Annotated in this window: 17 protein-coding genes; 13 read left to right on the top strand and 4 right to left on the bottom strand. The window is 72.5% G+C overall.

Annotated features, from left to right (window positions below; all coding sequences use genetic code 11):
* Positions 1-30: 30 nt before the first annotated feature.
* The 3 genes from BIV23_RS24860 to BIV23_RS24845 all read left to right on the top strand — a co-directional run bounded on the left by BIV23_RS24860 (position 31) and on the right by BIV23_RS24845 (position 2,946).
* Positions 31-828 carry an MBL fold metallo-hydrolase gene (locus tag BIV23_RS24860; RefSeq protein ID WP_071383168.1) on the top strand — a complete coding sequence of 266 codons (798 nt, stop codon included), beginning with the start codon at positions 31-33 and terminating at the stop codon, positions 826-828.
* A 385-nt stretch (positions 829-1,213) separates the two neighbouring features.
* On the top strand, positions 1,214-1,594 hold the full coding sequence (locus BIV23_RS24850; RefSeq protein ID WP_071383166.1) for a hypothetical protein: 381 nt from the start codon (positions 1,214-1,216) through the stop codon (positions 1,592-1,594).
* Between the two features lie 260 nt (positions 1,595-1,854).
* On the top strand, positions 1,855-2,946 hold the full coding sequence (locus BIV23_RS24845) for a glutamate--cysteine ligase 2 (protein WP_071383165.1): 1,092 nt from the start codon (positions 1,855-1,857) through the stop codon (positions 2,944-2,946).
* Positions 2,947-3,341: 395 nt separating this feature from the next.
* On the opposite strand, the gene BIV23_RS24840 is transcribed toward BIV23_RS24845, so the two are convergent.
* Positions 3,342-3,806 carry an SRPBCC family protein gene (locus tag BIV23_RS24840; protein WP_071383321.1) on the bottom strand — a complete coding sequence of 155 codons (465 nt, stop codon included), beginning with the start codon at positions 3,804-3,806 and terminating at the stop codon, positions 3,342-3,344.
* A gap of 46 nt (positions 3,807-3,852) precedes the next feature.
* Between BIV23_RS24840 and BIV23_RS24835 the strand changes: the two genes are divergently transcribed.
* From BIV23_RS24835 to BIV23_RS24820, 4 genes are all read left to right on the top strand, one after another.
* Positions 3,853-4,473, top strand: coding sequence for a TetR/AcrR family transcriptional regulator (locus BIV23_RS24835; protein WP_245790624.1), 621 nt, complete (start codon positions 3,853-3,855; stop codon positions 4,471-4,473).
* Between the two features lie 187 nt (positions 4,474-4,660).
* Positions 4,661-5,185 carry a hypothetical protein gene (locus BIV23_RS24830; protein ID WP_071383164.1) on the top strand — a complete coding sequence of 175 codons (525 nt, stop codon included), beginning with the start codon at positions 4,661-4,663 and terminating at the stop codon, positions 5,183-5,185.
* 270 nt (positions 5,186-5,455) lie between these two features.
* On the top strand, positions 5,456-6,664 hold the full coding sequence (locus tag BIV23_RS24825) for a L,D-transpeptidase (RefSeq protein WP_245790637.1): 1,209 nt from the start codon (positions 5,456-5,458) through the stop codon (positions 6,662-6,664).
* A gap of 173 nt (positions 6,665-6,837) precedes the next feature.
* Positions 6,838-9,000, top strand: a complete 2,163-nt coding sequence (locus BIV23_RS24820; protein ID WP_071383162.1) for an ATP-binding SpoIIE family protein phosphatase — start codon at positions 6,838-6,840, stop codon at positions 8,998-9,000.
* A 123-nt stretch (positions 9,001-9,123) separates the two neighbouring features.
* Here BIV23_RS24820 and BIV23_RS24815 read toward each other — a convergent pair whose 3' ends face one another.
* Complete coding sequence (locus tag BIV23_RS24815; protein WP_071383161.1) at positions 9,124-10,308, bottom strand: beta-ketoacyl-[acyl-carrier-protein] synthase family protein; 1,185 nt, start codon at positions 10,306-10,308, stop codon at positions 9,124-9,126.
* Positions 10,309-11,351: 1,043 nt separating this feature from the next.
* On the opposite strand from BIV23_RS24815, the gene BIV23_RS24810 reads away from it, so the two are divergent.
* The 6 genes from BIV23_RS24810 (at position 11,352) to BIV23_RS24785 (ending at position 18,017) form a co-directional block, all read left to right on the top strand.
* Positions 11,352-11,780, top strand: a complete 429-nt coding sequence (locus BIV23_RS24810; protein WP_143079107.1) for a hypothetical protein — start codon at positions 11,352-11,354, stop codon at positions 11,778-11,780.
* 221 nt (positions 11,781-12,001) lie between these two features.
* Positions 12,002-12,823, top strand: coding sequence for a PaaX family transcriptional regulator (locus tag BIV23_RS24805; protein ID WP_071383319.1), 822 nt, complete (start codon positions 12,002-12,004; stop codon positions 12,821-12,823).
* 208 nt (positions 12,824-13,031) lie between these two features.
* Positions 13,032-14,465, top strand: coding sequence for an alpha/beta hydrolase (locus tag BIV23_RS24800; protein ID WP_071383159.1), 1,434 nt, complete (start codon positions 13,032-13,034; stop codon positions 14,463-14,465).
* A gap of 16 nt (positions 14,466-14,481) precedes the next feature.
* Positions 14,482-16,098, top strand: a complete 1,617-nt coding sequence (locus BIV23_RS24795; RefSeq protein WP_071383158.1) for an MFS transporter — start codon at positions 14,482-14,484, stop codon at positions 16,096-16,098.
* Between the two features lie 128 nt (positions 16,099-16,226).
* A complete protein-coding gene (purU, locus tag BIV23_RS24790; RefSeq protein ID WP_071383157.1) occupies positions 16,227-17,099 on the top strand; it encodes a formyltetrahydrofolate deformylase in 873 nt (290 codons plus the stop codon).
* Positions 17,100-17,219: 120 nt separating this feature from the next.
* Entirely contained in the window at positions 17,220-18,017 is a 798-nt protein-coding gene (locus BIV23_RS24785) for an IclR family transcriptional regulator (RefSeq protein ID WP_079173339.1), read from the top strand.
* A gap of 29 nt (positions 18,018-18,046) precedes the next feature.
* Here BIV23_RS24785 and BIV23_RS24780 read toward each other — a convergent pair whose 3' ends face one another.
* The gene (locus tag BIV23_RS24780; RefSeq protein WP_071383156.1) at positions 18,047-18,649 is read right to left on the bottom strand and encodes a sarcosine oxidase subunit gamma; all 603 of its coding nucleotides are present in this window, start codon (positions 18,647-18,649) and stop codon (positions 18,047-18,049) included.
* Positions 18,642-21,857 (bottom strand): sarcosine oxidase subunit delta family protein, encoded by a 3,216-nt coding sequence (locus BIV23_RS24775; RefSeq protein WP_071383155.1) that lies wholly within the window; start codon positions 21,855-21,857, stop codon positions 18,642-18,644. The genes BIV23_RS24780 and BIV23_RS24775 overlap by 8 nt, the downstream gene beginning before the upstream one ends.
* Between the last annotated feature and the right edge of the window lie 8 nt (positions 21,858-21,865).

Raw genomic sequence — 21,865 nt, 5'->3', positions numbered from 1 at the left:
ACTGGAATCTATCCGTGAGGTGACTCCACCATGTCCTCGCCCTCCCTCCCCGCGGCCACCCACCCGTTCCCGGTCCACGTCCTCGGCGGCCCGACGGTCCTGTTCGAATACGGCGGCCTGCGATTCCTGACCGACCCGACCTTCGACGGCCCCGGCGACCACGGCCGGCCCGGCCGCCCGGTCCTGACCAAGACCGCTCCCTCCACCGCCACTCCCGCCGACATCGGCCCCATCGACGTGGTCCTGCTCTCGCACGACGAGCACGCCGACAACCTCGACGACTCCGGCCGCGCCCTGCTCGCCGACGTCCCGCTCACCCTCACGACGCCCGGCGGCGGCCGGCGCCTCGGCGGCACGGCCAAGGGCCTGGCCGACTGGGAGTCCATGGAGCTGAGCCGCCCGGACGGCGGCACGATCACCGTGACCGGCGTACCCGCGATCCACGGCCCGGGGACGCGCGAGGAGACCGAGCCGAGCACGGGTCAGGTCGTCGGCTTCGTCCTCACCGGCGCCGGCCTGCCCACCGTCCACGTCAGCGGCGACAACGCCTCCCTCGACGCGGTCAGGGAGATCGCCGGTCGGTTCGCCCCGGTGGACACCGCCGTCCTCTTCGCCGGAGCCCCCCGCTTCCCCGTCCTGTTCGACGGCGCGCCGATCGTCCTCGACAGCGCCCGGGCCGCCGAGGCCGCACAGATCCTCGGCGCCCGCCGGGTCGTACCCGCGCACTACGACAGCTGGGCCCACTTCACCGAGGGCCGCGACGAACTGGCAGCCGCCTTCGCCGCCGCAGGCCTCGCCGACCGGCTGGACTGGGGCCGGCCCGCCTGAGCCGACGCGCCCGGGCCAGGCCGGCGGACGGAGTTCGCAGGCCACGCTGCGGCCGGCCCCGTAGTTCAAGCGCCGCACGCCGAGCCGGTGGGGCGGACGTGCACCGCGCCGACGGCGTGGACCCGCGGACCGGGCGTGACATGGCGGACGGCCGCTTCCTCGTCGCCTACCGCACCGGCCCCGCACTCACCGGTGCGCCGGCCGTGGGCATGCCCCCGCGCGAACTGCGCGGTGGCGAACGGCGATCGCCGCAGGAACCGACCGGCAGACGCCATCGCCGCGGCCACCGCCGCCGTGCCACCTGCCTGACGTGCGCGCGCCGCGACCAGGATCCACCGGGCTCTGCGACCGCGCCGACCGGGTCGTGCGGGGGTAACGTCGTGGCATGACGTCAGCACTGGTCCGGTTTCCGCCGTATCCGATCCGTGGCGTGCGTGTGCTGCACCAACGGCAGAACTGCGCGCCGCAGTTCGCGGACATCACGGTGGATTTCGAGCCCGCGGCCGAGGGCTTCGCCTTCCAGGTGCCGAAGGGGCTGACGGTGGAGTACGAACCCGCCGAGGATCTGCCGCGCTTCTTCGCCGCGATCGCCGCGGGCATCCGGGAGCAGTTGAGTCTGCCCGAGCACGGGGTCGTGACCGCGGCCAGGGTGGTACTGCGACAGATCCGCGCCCACACGCTCGGTTCCCATGATCTCGCCTTCAAGATCGCGGGCTGTCTCGCCGCGCGCAAGGCCCTGGAGCACACGAGGGGACCGCGCGCCTGAAGGCCACCCACGCGGTCCCCAGGAAGCGGCTCCCGGACGTGATTACGATGGATTTCGCGTACAGAGGGCCCGACGGCCTCCGGGGCGGCCCTGCCCCGTCGGTCGTCGGCCCGGTCGCCGTCCGCTCTCGCGGCGCAGCAGGCCTGCGGCGGGGTGCGGGGGGCGGTTCCGGGTTTCGGCGTGGCGACGACCCCTGGGCACCGGGCATCTCCGGGCGCCGGATACCCCCGGGCCGTACCGAGCAGGAAGGCGGCACACAGGTGCGCACGGTAGGCGTGGAGGAGGAGCTCCTTCTGGTCGATCCCCGCAGCGGGGAGCCGCAGGCCATGTCGGCCGCCGTCCTCGCCCACGCGACCGAGGACGACCCCGGACAGGAGGTGTTCGAGAAGGAGCTGTTCGGGCAGATGCTGGAATTCGCCACGCGCCCGCACGCGGAGATGGAGGTCCTCGGCGCCGAGATCATGCACTGCCGCAAGGAGGCGGCCCGGCACGCGGGCGAGATCGGCTGTGCGGTGGCAGCGCTGGCCACCTCCCCGTTGCCCGTGAGCCCGACGATCACGGTGAACGAGCGCTACCAATGGCTGGCCGAGCGGTACGGGATCACCGCCCGGGAGCAGATGGTGTGCGGCTGCCATGTGCACGTGTCGGTGCACTCCGACGAGGAGGCCGTGGCCGTGGTCGACCGGCTGCGTCCCTGGCTCCCCGTACTGTGCGCGCTCAGCGCCAACTCGCCGTTCTGCCAGGGCCGGGACACCGGCTACGCCGCCTACCGCAGCCGTCTGTGGAACCGATGGCCGTCGGCGGGACCGACCGAGCTGTTCGAGTCCACCGAGGGCTATCACCGGCGGGTGGCGGACATGCTGGCCACCGGGGTGATACTCGACGAGGCGATGGCCTACTTCGACGCGCGCCCGTCCGCGCGCTACCCGACCGTGGAGATCCGGGTGGCGGACGTGTGTCTGCACGCGGAGACCGCGGTCCTCGTCGCCGCGCTGGGCCGTGCCCTGGTGGAGACGGCGGCTCGCGACTGGCGGGCGGGCGAGCCGCCGCTCGACCACAGTGTCAGCCTGCTGCGGCTGGCGTCCTGGCAGGCCGCCCACGCGGGCCTGGACGAGTACCTGCTCGACCCGGCGACCATGCGGCCCCGGCCCGCCGCGGACGTGGTGCGCTCGCTGCTCGACCACATCGGCGACGCCCTCGCCGAGAACGGTGACGCGGCCCGCGTCGAACACACGGTGGCCCGGCTGCTCGGCCGGGGCAACGGCGCCTGCGAACAGCGGCTGCTCCTGGAACGCACGGGCAGCCTGCGGGACGTGGTCACGGAGTGCGTACGGCGCACCCAGGGCGAGTGACGCGGTCGCGGGAGCCCGCGGCGCACCGGCGCCCATCCGGACCCCGCGCACCATGCGTTCGGCGGCCGGGTCACAGGCGCCGGGGCTGTCGAGGCGGACGTCGGGCGAGCGGTGTACCACGCGTGGGACCGTAGGCCAGGGCGGCCACGTGGGGCGGCTGCGCGCCGCCCGGCCTGCGGGACGTGGTCACGGAGTGCGTACGGCGCACCCAGGGCGAGTGACGCGGTCGCGGGAGCCCGCGGCGCACCGGCGCCCATCCGGACCCCGCGCACCATGCGTTCGGCGGCCGGGTCACAGGCGCCGGGGCTGTCGAGGCGGACGTCGGGCGAGCGGTGTACCACGCGTGGGACCGTAGGCCAGGGCGGCCACGTGGGGCGGCTGCGCGCCGCCCGGCCTCAGGAGTCGGCCGCGGAGGTGTGGTGGGCCAGTTCGGCGGCGAGGCGTCGCATGACCGTGCGGTTGGCGCGCCGCATCACGGCCCGGACGACGGGTGCGAGCATGCGGTCGGCGAGCGGGGCGCGGACCCAGGCGTACGTGAACGCGACGCGGCTCCCGCCGGTGCGCAGCGGTGCGAGTGTGTAGGTGCCGTGGGCCAGGCGCCGCCCGCCCGCGCTGACGTTCCGTTCGACGATACGGCGGGGCGCGTCGGCCTCGACGACCTCGATGGTGACGTCGGTCCTGGCGCCGCCGAGCGCGGCGGTGACCGTGGCGCACGATCCGATGCCGCGGGCGGGGCCGCTGTAGCGCCAGTCGCTCAGGTAGTGGTCGGTGAAGCGCTCGTGGTGAGCCATGACATCGAGGAAGTCGTAGACCTGCTCGGGCGTCTGCGGTACGTCGGTCGACACGGTGACAGACTTCATGTACCACACGGTACATCCGGCATGTACCACTCGGTACACTCGCGACGTGGCGAAGACCGATGACCCGAATCCGGACTCGCACCCACAGGGCGGGACCGTGCCCGGTACGGACGGGGACCGGCGCGCCCAGCTGGTGGACGCGGCCGTCGACCACGTCGCGGCACACGGCATCGCGGACGTGAGCCTGCGCCGCCTGGGCGCCGCGATCGGCGTCAGCCACCGCATGCTGATCCACTACTTCGGCTCCAAGGAACAGCTTCTCGTCGAGATCGTCCGGACGTCGGAACGGCGCCGGCGCGAGCTGCTGTCCCAACTCCGCCTGGAACCGGGCCTGTCGTCCGTCGAGGCCGCCCGCCGGCTGTGGCACCGGTTGACGGACCCCGGACTGGCCGGCCAGGAGCGGCTCTTCTTCGAGCTGTGCGGGCAGGCGCTGCGCGGCCGCCCGGAGGCCGTCCCGGTCCTCGACGGCCTCGTGTCGGACTGGCTGGAGCCACTGGTGGCCGCCGAGACTGCGGCCGGGGCCGATCCCGTATCGGCCCGCAACCGCGCCCGGTTCGGCCTCGCCACCGTCCGCGGCCTGCTGCTCGACCTGCTCGCCACCGGTGACCGGGCGGGGGTCGACGCGGCGCTGGAGGAGTTCCTCCGGCTCTACTACGGCCCGGAGTGACGCGCGTCGCCACTGTCAACAACCAAGTTCCGGCCAGAACTTGGCCTTGACCACCCCTGCCGTGGACAAATCTTCAACCAAAGGATTTCCCCGGGCGGCAAAGCATCTACTCGCATAGATGATCCCGTGTTGTCATGACCATGACCGCCCGGACGAATGCCGGGCACCACACCGGGAGATCCCCCACATGTCCCGAACGGCACGCCCCATCGTGACCGCCCTGTCCACTCTCGCCCTCGCCGCGGCGGGGCTCATCGTCACCACCACAACCGCGCACGCGCAGTCGTGCAGCCAGTCCTACCTTCCCCTCCCCGACCCCACGTGTCAGCCCGGCGCCCTCAACCCCGACGTCACGCAGAGCACCATCAACTCCACCATCTGCGTGTCGGGCTGGACCTCGACGGTGCGCCCCCCGAGTTCGTACACCACCGCGTTGAAGAAGAAGCAAATCGTGGAGTACGGCTACACGGACACCAGCACCTCGGACTACGAAGAGGACCACTTCGTCCCGCTCGAACTCGGTGGCGCGCCGAGGAGCGAGCAGAACCTGTGGCCCGAACCGCACTACGGCAACAAGACCTCGGCCGACAAGGACGTGGTCGAGAACAAGCTCAAGAAGGCCGTCTGCGCCGGCACCGTCAACCTCACCGACGCGCAGGACGCCATCATGACCGACTGGACGACGGCACTGGCGAAGCTCGGCATCAGCTGATCCACGCCCTCCCCCACGGGGGCCGGCTCCGCGCTCGGGGAGCCGGCCCCCGTTCGGTCGTCCGCACGTCACCGAAGGACCCGCGCCGGTCGGTCAGCGGCCCGCTCATGCGTGGAATTCGCCACAATTCACTCCCTTTAGGGTGGATGAGTGCGTAAGAGTGGATCCTTCATGTCGGTTGCGCTCCTCCGGCAACCGGCTCCACGCACTCGACGACCAACGACACGGGAGAAGCGTTTGATCACGGCACGTAAGCGACGCACCGGACTGATGGGAACCGCCGGCGTCCTCGGCGGCGTACTCGCACTCACCGCTCTCGGTGGCACCAGCCACGCCGCCACCAGCGGCAACGGCACCGGGAAGCAGCCGAAAGCGCAGGCTCAGGGAGCTCAGTCGGACGCCCAGGACGCTTCCGCCGCCCGAATAGGGATCACGCCCGGTCAAGGTGCCCACAACGTCGGGATCGACAGCCCCGTCCGTGTCACCGTCAGCAACGGCAAGCTCACCAAGGTGACCATGACCGCTGTCGCGACCGGTACCGAGATACCGGGCACGCTGTCCGCGGACGGCACGTCCTGGAAGCCGAACGGGCGACTGGAGCGGGCCACGACCTATCAGGTCGAGGCGGAGGCCGCGGACGCCAAGGGCCGCTCCGTCACCGGGAACGCCACGATCACCACGGTCTCCCCGGCCAACGACTTCATCGGCCACCTCTCCCCCGAGAACGGCTCGACCGTCGGCGTGGGCATGCCGGTATCGGTCACCTTCGACAAGGCGATCGGCGACAAGGCCGCCGTCCAGTCGAAGATCCAGGTCAGCTCCAGCAGCGGTCAGCGGGTCGTCGGTCACTGGTTCAACGACAACCGCCTGGACTTCCGCCCCGAGGGCTACTGGAAGCCCGGCTCCACCGTCACCGTCAACCTCACCAGCCACGGCGTCCGGAAGACGGTCACGTTCAAGATCGGCCGGAGCCAGATCAGCACCGTCGACGCCACGACGAAGCAGATGACCGTCGTGCGGGACGGCAAGACGATCAAGACCATACCGATCTCGTCCGGCAGCCCCGAGCACCCGACGTACAACGGCCGGATGGTCATCTCCGAGAAGTTCCGGCACATCCACATGAACGGCGCGAGCGTCGGCCTCACGAAGAAGGACGGCAAGCCCGCGTACGACATCAGTGACGTGCCCCATGCCATGCGCCTGACCGCCTCGGGCACGTTCATCCACGGCAACTACTGGGGTGCCGACTCGATCTTCGGCAAGGCCAACACCAGCCACGGCTGCGTGGGCCTGAAGGACGTCAAGGGCGGCGGCGACGGCGGGAAGCCGGCCGCGTGGTTCTTCGACAACTCGATGATCGGTGACGTCGTCATCGTCAAGAACTCCGCGGACAAGACCACGCTGGCCCCGGACAACGGCCTGAGCGACTGGAACATGCCCTGGACGCAGTGGGTCGCGGGCAGCGCGACCGGCTGACGCCCCACGGGCCTCGGCGGACCGCCCTGTCCGCCGTCGCCGCGTGATCCGCTGATGTGGGCGAAGCGACCCCCGGTGTTATTCAATGAGGTGTGCCGTCAGGGATCTCGGGCCCCGTCGGACGGGTCCGAGTACGGCCCCGGCGCCGCGCCGGGGATTGCCGAGAGAGCCGCATGGACTCCACACCCTCCGCTTCGTCCTCCTCGCCGTTCGATCTCGTCAGCAGCGCTCTGGGGCGCTACTTCCCGAGCGGCGGAGCGGCAGCGGCCGCCGGTCCTGCCGACGCCCGGGGCGACCGCGCCACCGGTCGGCGCGTACCCGACGACACGGCAGCGGGCGGTCAGGAGCAGATTCTCGGCGCGGTCAACCTGGACCGGGAGCTGAGAATCACCCGCTGCAATCTGGACGCGCCCGTGTTCGCGGGTCTGAACGCCGTGACCGGGAGCCCTTTCGTCGATCTGCTGCCGCCCGGGGACGTACCGACGGTCACGCGGCGGTTGCGGCAGGTCCTGGAGACCGGCGAGGCGCACGTCGCCCGGATCCAGCGCCTGCGGCGCGCCGACGGGTCGGAGCTGGTGGTCTCGCTGAGCATCCTGCCCGCAGCGGTGCCTCAGGAGGGCCTGACCGTCTCCGTGATCGCCATGGCCAGGAGGCTGCACCTGTACGCCGCCGAGACCGCGATCGGCACCTCGCTGGACATCGGCGAGACCGCGCAGTCGCTGGCGGAGTCCTTGCTGGCCTGGGGAGACGTGGCCGCCGTCGACCTCGACTTCGCCGTGTGGACGGGCGAGGGAGTCACCGAGCGGGCGCAGGGGCGCATCCGGCTGCGCCGGGCGGCCCTGGTGCCGGACCGGGCATGGCCCGAGGGCTACGTCACTCCGGGCGACGATCTGCCCGGCGACGCGAGTCGTCTGCTGGCGCTGGCGGTACGGCGGGCCGATGCCCCGCAGGCCATCGTCATACCCGACGGGGCGGCGGTCGAGCGGGTGCTCGGCAGTCCGCGCGTGCTGCGCGCCCTGGTGCCCGGTGACCGGTCGGCGGGTGTGGCGTGCATTCCGCTGGTCCTGGACGGCGCGCCGCCCGTCGTGCTGGGCGTGGCGGAGGTCTGGCGGCGGGCGGACTGCCCCTTCCGCGACAGCGAACTGTTCGACCTGCAGGAGCTCGTGGCCAGGACCGTCCACCACGTCGACCTGGCCCGTCAGCACCAGCGCGAGCACACACAGGTGCTGGCGCTGCAGCGTCGGCTGCTGCCGCGGACCGGCGGCGACACGATCGAGATCGCCAGTGTCTACCAGCCCGCCACGCCCGACAGCGCGGGCGTCGGCGGCGACTGGGTCAACAGCTTTCCGCTGCCGGACGGCCGTACCGCGCTGGTGGTCGGTGACGTCGTCGGGCACGGTCTGGGAGCCGCGGCCACCATGGGCCAGCTGAGCATGGAGGCCCGTGCGCTGCTGTCCGCGGGGCTGGCGCCCGACGAGGTCCTGGAGCACCTGGACGAGACCGTGACGCTGCTGGACGACACGGAGTCCGGGCTGGCGGCCGGCTACAGCGCCCTCGGGTCGACCTGCTGCATCGCCCTCTACGACCCGGTCAGCCACCACCTGGCGCTGTCCAGCGCCGGTCATCTTCCCCCGGTGCTGGTCTCCCCCGACGGGCACGCGGCCCCGCTGGCGGTCCGCCCGCACCCCGGCCTGGGCGCCGAGTTCGCGCTGCGGGAGCCGTTCGACGTGCACACCTTCGGCGCACCCCCGGACTCGCTGCTCGCCCTCTACACCGACGGCCTGGTGGAGGATCCGGCCTCGTCGATCGACGAGGGCATCGCCAGGCTGGCGGACGCCGTGTCCGCGGTGCACCCCTGGGACGGCCTGCAGCAGGCCGCACGGCACGTCGTCTCCGCGTTGGCACCCGTGCACCGGCGCGACGACGTGACCCTGCTGCTCGCACGGATGATCGGCTACCGCAAGGGGGACACCGCCACCTGGCGGCTGCCCGCCCGCGACGACGCGCCCGCCCGTGCCCGCGCGCAGGTCTCCGCGCTGCTCCGGCGATGGGGCACCAGGGACGACACCCGGGACACCGTGCTGCTGCTCGTCAGCGAGCTGGTCACGAACGCGGTGCGCTTCGCCACCGGTCCCATCACGGTGCGGCTGATCAGGGCCGGTCACGGCCTGCTGTGCGAGGTGGGCGACACCGGGAACGGCCGGCCGCGGCTGGGCAGGGGCGGCCTCCTCGACGACGACGGTCGCGGCCTGCAGACCGTGCACAGGCTGACCACCCGGTGGGGGGTGCGGTGGACGGACACCGGCAAGGTGGTCTGGGCGGAAGTCGCGAGGTGACGCGGCCGACGGACCGGAGTGGCACGACATGACACGGCACGACACGGCATCGCGTGACGTGACCCGCGTACGGCATGTGACGCGGACGGCCCCGTTCGCCGGGACCGCCGGCGCGGGCTCGTGCTACAGCCACTCGCCTTCCAGGGCGGTGGCGGTCAGGCCCGGTGCCGCCGCGTACAGGACGGCGCGACTGCCCGGCTTCTGCCCGGCGTCGTACGCCCGCCGCATGATGTCGAACACGGCGGCGCCTCCGCGGTTGCCACTGGTGTAGCTGTCCCGGCTGAAGTCCAGCAGTCCCGACGGCCACGCGTCGGGCATCGTCTGCTCCATGTACTCCAGCACCCGGGTCCCGCCGGGGTGCGCCAGCAGCACGTCGGGGTGCCAGGAGTCGGGGTCGTCCCGGTAGCGGAGGCGCAGCCACTCCCACATCGCGGTGACCGTCTCCTGTACGGCGCGCGGTCCGCGCCGGTCCATCACGAAGTGGGTGCCGTCCGCACGGGTGTCCAGGCGGTGCAGGTCGTGGGTGGCGGGCAGGGTGTGGTGCCAGGCGGCGTCCAGCCGCAGCGCCGACTCGCGTCTCGGGCGGCCCGTGACCACCGCGGCGACCGCGGTGTCCGCGAACAGCAGCCGGACGATCAGGGACTCCAGGGTGTCGTCCGCGGGCTGGTAGGTCGTGCTCAGCGCCTCGGCGATCACGACCAGGACCACCCGGTCGGGGTCAGCGGCCACGAGGTCGGCCGCCAGCGCCAGGGAGCGGGTCCCCGCGACACAGGCCCACTGCGTGGCCGGCAGCAGCATCGCGTCGTTGCGCAGGGGAAGCCTGTTGGCGAGGGCGACGTCCAGGCCCGGCAGCGCCGGGGTGGTGGAGTGACTGGTGATCAGGCAGTCGATGTCCGCGACGTCCAGCCCGGCGATCTGCAGGGCCCCGCGCGCCGCACGCTCCCCGTAGGACTGCACGGCCTCCCAGGCCGGCGCGGTGCGCTCCTGGACGGTCTGCGGCGCGGGTATCGCCTCAAGGGCGGCGATCACGCGGTCCGCGTCCTGCTGGGTGAACCCGTCACGGACCAGCGCCTCTTGGACCGGCCCGCTGCCGACACCCCGCAGGCCACCGCCGTTGCCGGGCGCGACAGCGGCCTCCAGGGGCAGCATCCACCCGCGGGTCTTGATGCCCGTACTGGCCGCGATGCCGTCGATCCGCGGCGCCCACGCGGCGTGCGGGTGCCGCTCGCGCACTTCCGCCACGATCTGGCTGGTCTCCACGGGGTGTTCGCCGTGAATCACGGCAGGAGGGCAGAGGTAAGCGGCCATAAGGGGGCACCTTTCCTGTGAGGAGGAATGTCGTGAGTGCTGTGTCATGGGTCACTTCGGACGTCACACCCAAGGGGTCGCCGATGGGCTCCACTTGGGGACTCGCTGTCCGCATCGAGCATGGACGCCAAAGGGACATTTCCGCTGTGATGCAGACAACTTAGGAACAGTTCGGAATTCGTGACACGGCACACATCACTGCACAGGGACCGCCGGTGCCTTCCGTACGCCATACCTGACAGACCGACAGGCGGGACCCGGGACAACCACCCGGTCACCGCAGATCACCCGCGGACAGATCAACCCCGGCGAGCCCCCTCGACAAGCGGGGATTCACCTCGACGCGGGCAGCGATTCCGCTTCGATCTCGGCGACCGAGACCCTGTTGCGGATCATCAGCGGGAAGACGAAGGTCCATCGCACGCCGTACCGGACAGCGCGGTGCCGGCGGGGACCGGGCCGTGAGTGGGGAGGATCACGTCCGGGTCAGGGGTGACCGGGTGTGCAGCCCGTGTACGGGGCGACCGCCTGTCGAGTACTCGGGCACACAGCGCCCCCGGGTCCCGGCTGGTGATCGCCCGGGCTTCACGGCCAGGCGGTGTGTCCGTCCCGTCCTGTGTGTGGGTGTTCATGTGCCCGAACGGCCTGGACCGCCAGGTCACCTACGTCGACGCTGCCGACATCGGTCCCGCCCTGGACGCCGAAGACTTCCAGTCGGCACCCGGTCGACCCCCGGCGCTGTCCGCCATGGCGCTGGTGGCACCGGCATGGACGCCACGAGGCATCGTCGCCCGCGTCTCCCGACCAGACGCCGGGGTTCACATCGAACCCCGCGGCAGCGCTACGCCAACGCGACGCCCTGCGTGGTGAATTCAGCACACGTTCCGCCACCCCCCCAGCAGGCCGGCGCACCGGGCGGGACCGGAGTCGCCGTCATCGCCGTGTAGTCCGCGGACCGGGTGCCTGCCAGCGACCGCCCTGATCCGACCGGCGGTCTCCGCGCTCTCCGCCGGCCTCGACGCCGATCACCTATGATCATGGGCATGTCTGCCCTCCAAGAGCGTTCCGCCCTCCGTCAATTGGCTCCCGGTGAGCGGCTCTTGGGGTACGGCAGCGTCGTACCCGCCAAGAGTGCCAAGGGCATCAGCCTGAACCTCGGCGGGGTCATCGCGAACCAGTTCGTCAACGGCGTCGGCGCGCAGTCCGGCGCGGCAGGCAGCATCGCGGAGGGCATGCCCGACACCTCCGGTGCGCTGCTGCTGCGCGTGACGGACCAGCGGGTCGGACTCGTCAAGCCCCTGGACGGCACCCCGGTGTGGGAGGTGCCCCGCGCCTGGGTGGCCCGGGTCGAACGCCGTCCCCGGACCCAGCTCATGGCCCGCTTCCGGCTGCACTACGCCGACGGCTCGTGGCTCGCCTTCCTCACGATGCGACGCCGTACGATCGAGCGGTTCCGCTCGCTCATCGGCTGACCCACGTCGGGTTCACGGCTCTTCGGGCCGACGAGGGGCCTCGTCGTCAGTGGTGGACCGTCGCGAGAGGACCTTCCCCGGACAGGTCCTCCAGGACCGCGGCGACCCGGCCCACATCCACTCACCGCCCCACCGGGACGTCCCTCGCGCGCGTCATGGCCCGAACGTACCGGAGTCTCCAGCGGCTGCTCCGGTCGGCGGACGTCTCGTACTGTATTCACGTGACCGGTCCCGTCCCCCGCCCCCAGTCCCTCCTGCTCAGCTTCCTCGGTGACGAGGTGCTGGGGCGCGGGGTGTGCGTGTACACGGGGAGTGTCATCGAGGTGTTCCGCCGGGCCGGTGTCGGGGAGCAGGCCACCCGGTCCATGCTCAGCCGGTTGGCGGGGCGTGGGCTGCTGAGCCGGCGGCGGGCGGGTCGGCGGACGTACATCGGGCTCACCAGCCGCTCCGAGGCGATCCTGCGGGACGGGGAACGGCGCATCTGGAAGACGGGTGCGGTCAACCGGGACTGGGACGGGACGTGGACGCTGCTCGGGTTCTCGCTGCCGGAGTCGTGGCAGCGCCAACGGCACGACCTGCGCTCGCAGTTGACCTGGGCGGGCTTCGGGGCGCTGTTCAGCGGGCTGTGGATCGCGCCGGGCGAGGTCGACGTCTCCGAGATCGTCGGAGAGCTGGGCCTGGCCGCGCACGTCAAGGTCTTCCGTGCCCACGCGGACACGGGCATGGACATCGCCGAGATGATCGACGAGACCTGGGATCTGCCCCGACTGGCCGCCCATTACCGCGAGTTCGACGAGGCCTGGCGTCCGTACTCATCGGGCGGTACACAGCCGGCCGCCGAGGAGGCTCTCGCGCTGCGCCTCCGGCTGACCGCCGAGTGGCTTCAGGTCATCCGTGCCGACCCCCGGCTGCCCGTGCAGCACCTGCCCGCCGACTGGCCCGCGGCCCACGCCGAGAAGACGTTCCGTGCGGTGCACGCCCACCTGGAGGCGCCCGCCCGGGACGCGGCGCGCCGGCTCATCGAGACCCTTCCCGCGACCTAGCCCCTCCCGCGTTCTCGCGCTCCTGCCCCTCCGTGGTCCCGCGGGGCGCGGTCGTGCGCTCTCCGGCCAATTGATGTTGTGCATTGCATTGACGGCCGCAAGAAATTCGCCCTACATTCCTGGCACCCCGCTTCGTTCAGTGCACTGACCATCTGGCCCATCCGTCCGGGACCCGCTCCGCCGACGCCCCCCAGAAGGAGCCCACGCCATGCGCGCCAGCACCCCTGCCCGCACGTCCCGTCCTCGTCCCCGTACCTCCAGGGCCCGACTGCGCGCGGCGTTCGCCGCGCTGGCCACGGTCGCGTCCGTGGGCCTCGCCGCCTCGCCCGCGCAGGCCGCCCCGACAGGCACGGGAGCCACCGGTCACCTCACCGGCACCCTCTCCGACGGCGCCACGTGGATCGCGGACGTCCCGGTCCGCTGGAACGGCACGCTGCTGCTGTTCAGCCACGGCTTCGGCCCCACCGTCGCCGAGGACGCGCCGTCCGACGCCGTACGCGCCGAGCTGCTCACCGAGGGGTACGCGATGGCCGGGGCGTCGTACGACCCCCACGGCTCGACGTGGGCCCTGAACAGCGCCGAACGCGATCAGTTCGGCACGCTCGACGCCGTCACCGCGAAGCTCGGCACCCCTCGACGCACCCTCGCCGTCGGCCAGTCCATGGGCGGGCTCGTCAACGCGCAGATCGCCCGCGACGGGGCCGGCCGCGTCGACGGCGCGCTCGGGCTGTGCGGTCTGGTCGCGGGCGCCACGGACCTGGACAACTACCAGCTCGACGCCGAGTACGCCATCGCCCGGCTGCTGCTGCCGGGGCAGCACGTCGACCTCGTCCGGTTCGGGTCCGCCGGCGCCGCGGCGGCCACCGCCCAGAGGCTCACCGACGCCGTCACCGCCGCCCAGGCCACCGCGCGGGGCCGGGCCCGGATCGCGCTGGCCGCGGCCTTCCTCAACCTGCCCGCCTGGGCGCCCGGGCAGGCCCGGCCCGCGCCGACCGACTGGGCGGGCCAGGAGCAACAGCAGTACGCATGGTTCGCGCAGGGCGTCCTGGCGTTCGTCGAGGGCGGCCGGTACGCCGTCGAGCGGTCCGCCGGCGGCAACAACACCTGGAACCAGGGGGTCGGTTACGAGAACCTGCTCGCCGGATCCGTCCATGCGCCGCAGGTCCGCGCGCTCTACCGGGCGGCCGGGCTCGACCTGCGCGCCGACCTCGCCGCCCTGACCCGGGGCGCCTCGGTCACCGCGGACCCCGCCGCGGTCCGTGCCGCGCAGCGCAGTTCCTCGGCCGGGCAGGGGCTGGGCGTGCCGCTGCTGGACGTGCATACGACCGGGGACAACCTGGTCCCGGTCGAGCAGGAGCGACGGTTCGGCGAGCGGGTGCGCGCGGCCGGGGACGGCGCGCTGCTGCGGCAGGCGTACGTCGAGCGGCAGGGCCACTGCGCGTTCACCACGGCCGAGACCGTGGCGGCCCTGCACGCCCTCGAACACCGCGTCACCACCGGCCGTTGGGACGATGCCGCGACCCCGGCGGCGCTCCAGCGGTCCGCCACCGCACTCGGCCTGGGCGGGGCGGCGTACGTCCCGTTCCGCCCCGCACCGCTCACGGTCGGCCGCGACCGGCCCGTGTGCCCCGCCCACCACTGACCTGGGGACCCCGCTCATGTCCGACGCATCCGCCGCCCCGCACACGTCCCTCCCCCGTACGTCCCCCTCCCGTACGCCCCTCCCCCTCGGCACGCTCGTCGCCGGCTGTCTCGCGGTCTGCCTCGCCCAGATCGGCCTCGCGATACCCGCCACCCTCAACGGGCTCTTCCAGGAGCATCTCCACCCGGTCGGCTCCCAACTGACGTGGATCTCCGACGCGTTCCTGCTGCCTGTGGCCGTCCTGGAACTCACCTTCGGTGTACTGGGCGACCTCTTCGGGCGTAAACGCCTCCTCGTCGGCGGCGCCGCGCTGGTGTGCGCGGGTGAGGTGGTCGCCGCGAGCGCGTCCGGGATCCATCAGCTGTGGGCGGGGCAGGCGCTGGCCGGCCTCGGCGCGGCCGCGCTCTTCCCGACCTCGCTTTCCATGATCGCGGCCGGTACGCACACCGGCGCCGAGCGCGCCCGCGCCATCGCGCTGTGGGCCTCCAGCCTGTCCGCGGGCGGCTTCCTCGCCCCGCTGCTCGGCGGGATCACCGGCACCTACGGCTCATGGCGCGCGGCATTCGTGGTGGTCGCCGCGCTGGCCGCGGTCAGCGCGCTGGTGAGTCTGGGGATCGCCGTCGACTCCCGCTCACCGGAGGGGCGTTCGCTGGACGTCGGCGGTCAGATCGCCATCGGTGTCGGCCTGTTCGCCCTGCTGTACGCCGTCGTCCAGGGGCCGGCCGACGGCTGGGGTTCGGCTCCGGTGGTCGTGGCGTTCGTGATCGCCGCGGTGTTCGTGGGCCTGTTCGTGGTCGCCGAGAGCCGGGCCCGCTCCCCGCTGCTGCGCCTGGACCTGTTCCGCAACCGCTCCTTCGCGATCGCGTCGGCCGTCGCGGTCGTGGGCATGTTCAGCTTCCTCGGCACGGCGTACGCGACCAGCATCCGGCTCGGACCCATCCAGCACCAGAGCCCGCTGCGCGCCTCGTTCGCGTTCCTGCTGCTCAACGGCATCACGCCGCTGCTCACCCCGCTGACCTCGCGGCTGCTGCACCGGCTGCCCGCACGGGCGCTGCTCACCGCCGGTCTGGCGCTGATCGCGGCGGGCGACTTCCTGGCCGCCGGGCTGGACGTCGGCGACCGCGCCCTGGCCGCGCTGATCCTGCCGCTCGGTCTCGTCGGAACCGGCTTCGCGTTCACGGTGTCGTCGATCACCGCGACCGCTGTCAACACGGTGCCGCTCCCGCTCGCGGGCATGGCGAGCGCGGCGACCAACCTGCTGCGTGACGTCGGCTTCACCCTCGGCCCGGCGGTCATCGGCGCGGTCGCGCTGAGCCGGGCGGCGACCCGGGTGACGTCCTCGCTGGACTCCTCGTCGTCGCTGAACGCGGAGTCGAGGGCGGCGGCCCACGAGGTGCTCAAGGAGGGCGGGCCCCTCGCCCTGAACTCCGTCCCCGCCAACTCACCGCCGGGCACGGCCCGTTCGTACGCCCTCGACGCCCTGGGGCACGGTTACTCGATCGGGTTCGTGGTGTGCGGTGCGGCGGCCCTGTGCTCGGCCGCACTGGTGGTGACGGCCCTGCGCGGGCGTACGGCGCAGGAGGCCGCGCCGCTGCGGGAGGACGGCACGGAGCGGACCGCCCTGACACCGTGAGGCATCTGTTGCACATAACGAAACCTGATGCGCAATAAGAACAGCACCCTTGACCAGCCGCCCACCCACGCCCGACCATGTTGCGTATTACCCGCATCGTTGCGCATCGCGCATCCAGGGAGGATGTCATGTCCCCTCGACCGCAGCCGGGCCGCGAGTTCGTCCTCACTCTTTCGTGCCCCGACCGGGCCGGTCTCGTCCACGCCGTGAGTTCCTTCCTCGTCGCCCACTCCGGCAACATCCTGGAGAGCCAGCAGTTCGACGACCGGCTGCAGGACCGCTTCTTCATGCGGGTGCACTTCGACGTCACGGATCCGGGCGTCTCGCCGCAGGACCTGCGCACCGGTTTCGGACCGGTCGCCGAGGCGTACCGGATCACGTGGCAGCTGCACGACGCCTCGACCCCGACCCGCACGCTGGTCATGGTCTCGAAGTTCGGTCACTGCCTGAACGACCTGCTCTTCCGCACGTCCACGGGGGCGCTCAACATCGAGATCCCGGCGATCGTCTCCAACCACCGCGACGTCGAGGCGCTGGCCCGGAACTACGGCATCCCCTTCCACCACATCCCGGTGACGCCACAGACCAAGGCGGAGGCGGAGGCCCGGCTGCTCCGGCTCGTCGACGAACTGGACGTCGACCTCGTGGTCCTCGCCCGGTACATGCAGATCCTCTCCGACGACCTGTGCAAGAAGCTCGACGGCCGGGCCATCAACATCCACCACTCCTTCCTGCCGAGCTTCAAGGGGGCGAAGCCCTACGTCCAGGCGCACCAGCGCGGCGTCAAGCTCGTGGGGGCCACGGCACACTACGTCACGCCCGATCTCGACGAGGGCCCGATCATCGAGCAGGACGTCGTCCGCGTGCACCACAGGCATGCCCCGGACGAGCTGGTCGCCCTCGGGCGTGACGTCGAGGCCCAGGTGCTCGCCCGCGCCGTGGAGTGGCACAGCGAGTGCCGCGTACTGGTCAACGGGCACTGCACGGTCGTCTTCCGCTGACGGGAAGGACGGCGGCGCGCACCGGAACCACGGACCGAGGTCTCAGCGGACAGTACAGTGCCGTGCTATGCCTTCGCCTCAAGGGCGGGGCACCGGGACGGCGGTGCGTATAGTTGCGCCATGAGCAACTACACAGCAGATGGCGAAACAACAGGCCCCGCTGTGACCGGGGTGCAGTCCGTCGACCGTGCCGTCGGCGTCCTGGAGATCCTCGCCCGTCGCGGTGAGGCGGGCGTCAGCGAGGTCGCCGCCGAGATCGACGTCCACAAGTCGACCGCGTTCCGCCTGCTCGGCGCACTTGAGGCTCGCGGCCTGGTCGAGCAGGCCGGCGAACGGGGCAAGTACCGGCTGGGCTTCGGGATCGTGCGTCTCGCGGGCGCGGTCACGGGCCGTCTCGACGTCACCCAGCAGGGCCGGGAGGTGTGCGAGCGGCTGATAGAGGAGATCGGCGAGACCGTCAACATCGCCGTCCTCCAGGAACATTACGCGGTCAACCTCCATCAGGTGCGCGGCCCCGGCGCGGTCGGCACACACAACTGGGTCGGGCAGCTCACCCCGGTGCACGCCACCTCCAGCGGCAAGATCCTGCTGGCCCATCTGCCGACGGAGGCGCGCGCCCGGGTGCTCGCGGCGTCCGGCCTGCGGAAGCTGACGCCGCACACCCTGACCTCGAAGACGAAGCTGGAGAAGAACCTCGCCGAGGCGCGCGAGCGCGGCTACGCGGTGACGCTGGAGGAGCTGGAGATCGGCCTGCACGCCGTCGCGGCCCCGATCCGCTCCCACGACGGCGAGGTCATCGCCGCCCTCAGCGCATCGGGGCCGGCGTACCGCTTCACCGAGGAGCGCCTCCACGAACTCGCCCCGGCCCTGCTCAAGGGCGCGCAGGAGATCAGCCACCGGATGGGATACCTGGGCTGAGCCCCGCAGCAGTGCCGGTGCGGAGTCGCTCACCCGTATTCGACCGCCGCGTCCAGCAGCCACTCCGTCAGATAGCCGGCGAACGAGGAGCGCACCAGGATCCAGAAGCCCGCCCTGCTCTCGTCGCGGGCGACGAGGATGACGTGGGCGCGGGCCAGCGTCGTCTGGGCGCAGCGGCCCGGTCCGAAGGCGCTCGGGTGCAGGTCCAGCGCACAGCCGTGGGCGAGCAGGTCGCGTGCGCGGGGGCCGGTGACCAGGAGGGTGGTGCGCTGGGCGGAGACATCGGTGACCGAGACGTGCTCGTCCCCGGCCGCCGCGCGGATCCGGCCCTCCAGCCCCGTCTGGGCACCGGGCGGTCCCACCACCAGCCATTCGTCCGGGCCGAGCCACATCACGGTCGACTCGCCCGCACGGACGACCGTGTTGGGTTCCAGGGGCAGGGGTAGCCCGAGCGCGAGGCCTACGGCGTCCGCCGCCGGGCTCTTGGCGTCGAGGCGCACGTTCACCTGGGCCAGGAAGGGGACCTCGGCCAGGCGGACCACGCCCCCGGACGAGCGCGTCACGGCGGCCAGGCGGTCGGCCGCGTACTCCAGCGGGCTGCGCGGCCGGGCGGTCGGGGCGGTGTCAGCCATCGCGGCGGGCTCCCTCGGGGTCGTAGAGGACGGGACTGGCGACGGTCACCGGGAACAGACGGTCGCCGACGGGCGCGTAGAGGCGTTCGCCGATACGGTCCCGGCCGCCCTTGACCAGAGCGAGCGCGAAGGTCCGGTCGAGCGCCGCGCTGCGGTAGCTGGACGTGACGTGGCCGAGCATCGGCACGGGCGGGGCGGGCAGTTCGCTCTCGGCGACCAGCTGGGTGCCTTCGGGGAGGAGGACACGGCTGTCGTCGGGGAGCAGGGCGACCAGGTGCTTGCGGTCGGGGCGGACGGCGTCGGCGCGGGCGTGGGAGCGCTTGCCGATGAAGTCGCGCTTCTTCTTGGACACCGCCCAGCCCATGCCGAGGTCCTGCGGGGTGACCGTGCCGTCCGTGTCCTGGCCGACGATCGGGTAGCCCTTCTCGGCGCGCAGCACGTGCATGGTCTCGGTGCCGTACGGGGTGATGCCGTAGGGGGCGCCCGCCTCGTCCAGCGCCTCCCACAGCGCACGGGCGTGCCAGGGTGACACGTTGATCTCGTAGGCGAGTTCGCCGGAGAAGCTGATCCGGCACACGCGCGCCTCGATGCCGGCGACGGTCGTGTCGCGCCAGGCCATGAACGGGAAGTCGTCGTTGGCCACGGCCAGTCGGGGCGCGAGCGAGCCGAGGACCGCGCGGGACTCGGGGCCGACGAGGGCGACCGTGGCCCACTGCTCGGTCACCGACGTGCAGTGCACCCGCAGGTCGGGCCATTCGGTCTGCAGCCACTCCTCCATCCAGTCCAGGACGGCCGCCGCGTTGCCGGTCGTGGTGGTGACGAGGAAGCGGTCCTGGGCCAGCCGGATGACGGTGCCGTCGTCGAAGACCATGCCGTCCGGGCGGCACATCACGCCGTAGCGGATCATGCCGGTCTTCAGGGTGCTCATCATGTTGGTGTAGAGCAGGTCGAGGAAGCGCGCGGCGTCCGGGCCCTGCACGTCGATCTTGCCGAGGGTGGAGGCGTCCATGAAGGCCACGCCCTCGCGGGCGGCGCGGCACTCGCGCAGCACGGCGCTCTCCCTGTCCTCGCCGCCCCGCGGGTAGTACCAGGGCCGCTTCCACTGGCCGACGTCCTCGAAGAGCGCGCCGTGCTCGACGTGCCAACCGTGCAGGGCGGTGGTACGGATCGGGTCGTGCAGCGCGCCGCGGTCGCGGCCGGCGAGGGTGGCGAAGGAGACGGGGGTGTACGGCGGCCGGAACGTGGGCAGGCCGAGCGCCGAGATGTCGACGCCGAGGAGTTCGGCGACCACCCCGCTCGCCAGGACGCCGCCCGTCCTGCCCTGGTCGCTCGCCGTGCCGGCCGTGGTGTAGCGCTTGGTGTGCTCGACCGAGTGCAGGCCCGCCCCGGTGGCCCGCGCCAGGTCGTCGACCGTGACGTCACGCTGGAGGTCGACGAAGCGGGGGGCGCCGGTGGCGCTGGGCACGGTGAAGACCTGCATGGGCGGGGTGTACGGCGGGGCGGCGACGGCCGGGAGCGCGGGCGCCTCGGCGGTGTAGCCCTCCGCCTCGACCGCGCGGGCGCCGGCCGCCGCGCCCTGGGCGAGGACCGCTGCGAGGCCGAAGGTCCCGTTCGCGCCGCCGGCGACCTCGACCGCCTGACGGCAGTGGTCGGGGACGAACGCGCCGAGCACGTCGTCGTACCGCAGCTTGCCGCCCGCCTGGCTGAACAGGTGCGCGACCGGGTTCCAGCCGGCGGAGACCAGGAGCAGGTCGACGGCGAACTCCCGCTGTCCTGTGGCGTGTTGGTCGTACGGGGCGACGGTCGCGGCGGTGAGTCGGCGCGTGCCCCGGGTGCCGGTGACGGCGTGCCCGGCGAGCACCTCGATCCCGGCGGACCGGGCGCGCTCGGCCCACTGCCCCGGCTCGGGCCGGGTGTCGACGATCGCCTCGATGTCCACTCCGGCCGCCGCCAGATCGAGCGCGGCGGCGTAGGCGCTGTCGTTGGTGGTGAACACGACGGCGTGGCGGCCCGGCACGACGGCGTACCGGTGCAGGTACGTCCGGGCCGAGGCGGCCAGCATCACGCCGGGCCGGTCGTTGTCGCCGAAGGCGAGGGAGCGTTCGTGGGCGCCGGTGGCGAGGACGACGCGCCGGGCGCGGATCCGCCAGACGCGCTCGCGGGAGACGTTCGCCGGGACGTCCGCGCCCAGGTGGTTGGTGCGGCGCTCGACGGCGAGGACGTGGTTGTCGTCGTAGTGGCCGAAGACAGTGGTGCGGACGAGGACGCGCACCTCGGGGGCCGCTTCGAGCCGTGCGTGTGTGGCCTCGACCCAGTCGAGGTGCTCCCCGGTGCCGAGCAGGCTGCCGCCGGGTTCCGGCTGGTCGTCGGCGAGGATGACGCGGGCGCCGCTGTGGGCCGCCGCGGCCGCCGCCGCAAGTCCGGCCGGGCCGGCGCCGACGACCAGCAGGTCGCAGTGGGCGTGCACGGCGTCGTAGCGGGCGGGGTCGGGTTCGCCGGCGAGGCGTCCCTGGCCGGGCAGGCTGCTCGCGACCAGTCCGTCGTACAGCTCGACGGCCGGGGCGGGGAGCATGGGCTCGGGGAAGGGGGCCTCGATCTGGACGACGGCGTTGGGTTCCTCGACACCCGCCGAGAAGATGCCGCGGGGGCGGCCGAGCCGGATGCCGGTCGCCGCCGCGACGACGCCGTTGGCGAGGAGGGCGGAGGCGAGAGTGTCGCCGCGGTAGCCCTGGTATTCGGTGCCGTCGAAGGTGAAGGTGAGGGGGGTGGCGCGGTCGATGCGGCCGCCGGCGGCGAGGCGGTGGGGTTGGCTCGCGAGCCGGGCCGGGGGCTCCGCCGCCAGAACCCCGCGCGGCTCTGAAGGGGCCTTGCCCTCGATCGCCGGGCGGGCCGGTACGGCCGCGGCACGCCGAGCAGTCGTCGGACGCGGCTCCGCCGTCTCCGGGCGTTCCTCCCCCGCCCGGTACACCGCCAGGATCTCGTTGGTCGATGTGTCCCGGACCGCGTTGAACCATGTGCGGCAGCCCGCCGCGTGGGTCCAGCGTTCGGCGAACGGGCCCTTGGGGTTGGCACGGAAGAAGAGGTAGCGCGCCCACTCCTCGTCGCTGAGGGCGGTGGGGTCCTCGGGGTAGGGGACGTGGGCCTGGCCGCCGTAGTGGAACTCGGACTCGTCGCGGGGCCCGCACCACGGGCAGGAGATCAGCAGCATGGTCGGCC

The sequence above is a fragment of the Streptomyces monashensis genome (assembly GCF_001866665.1).
GTDB lineage: Bacteria > Actinomycetota > Actinomycetes > Streptomycetales > Streptomycetaceae > Streptomyces > Streptomyces monashensis.
The sequence above is the reverse complement of the archived record's forward strand: the minus strand, read 5'-3'. Positions and strand labels throughout refer to the sequence as shown.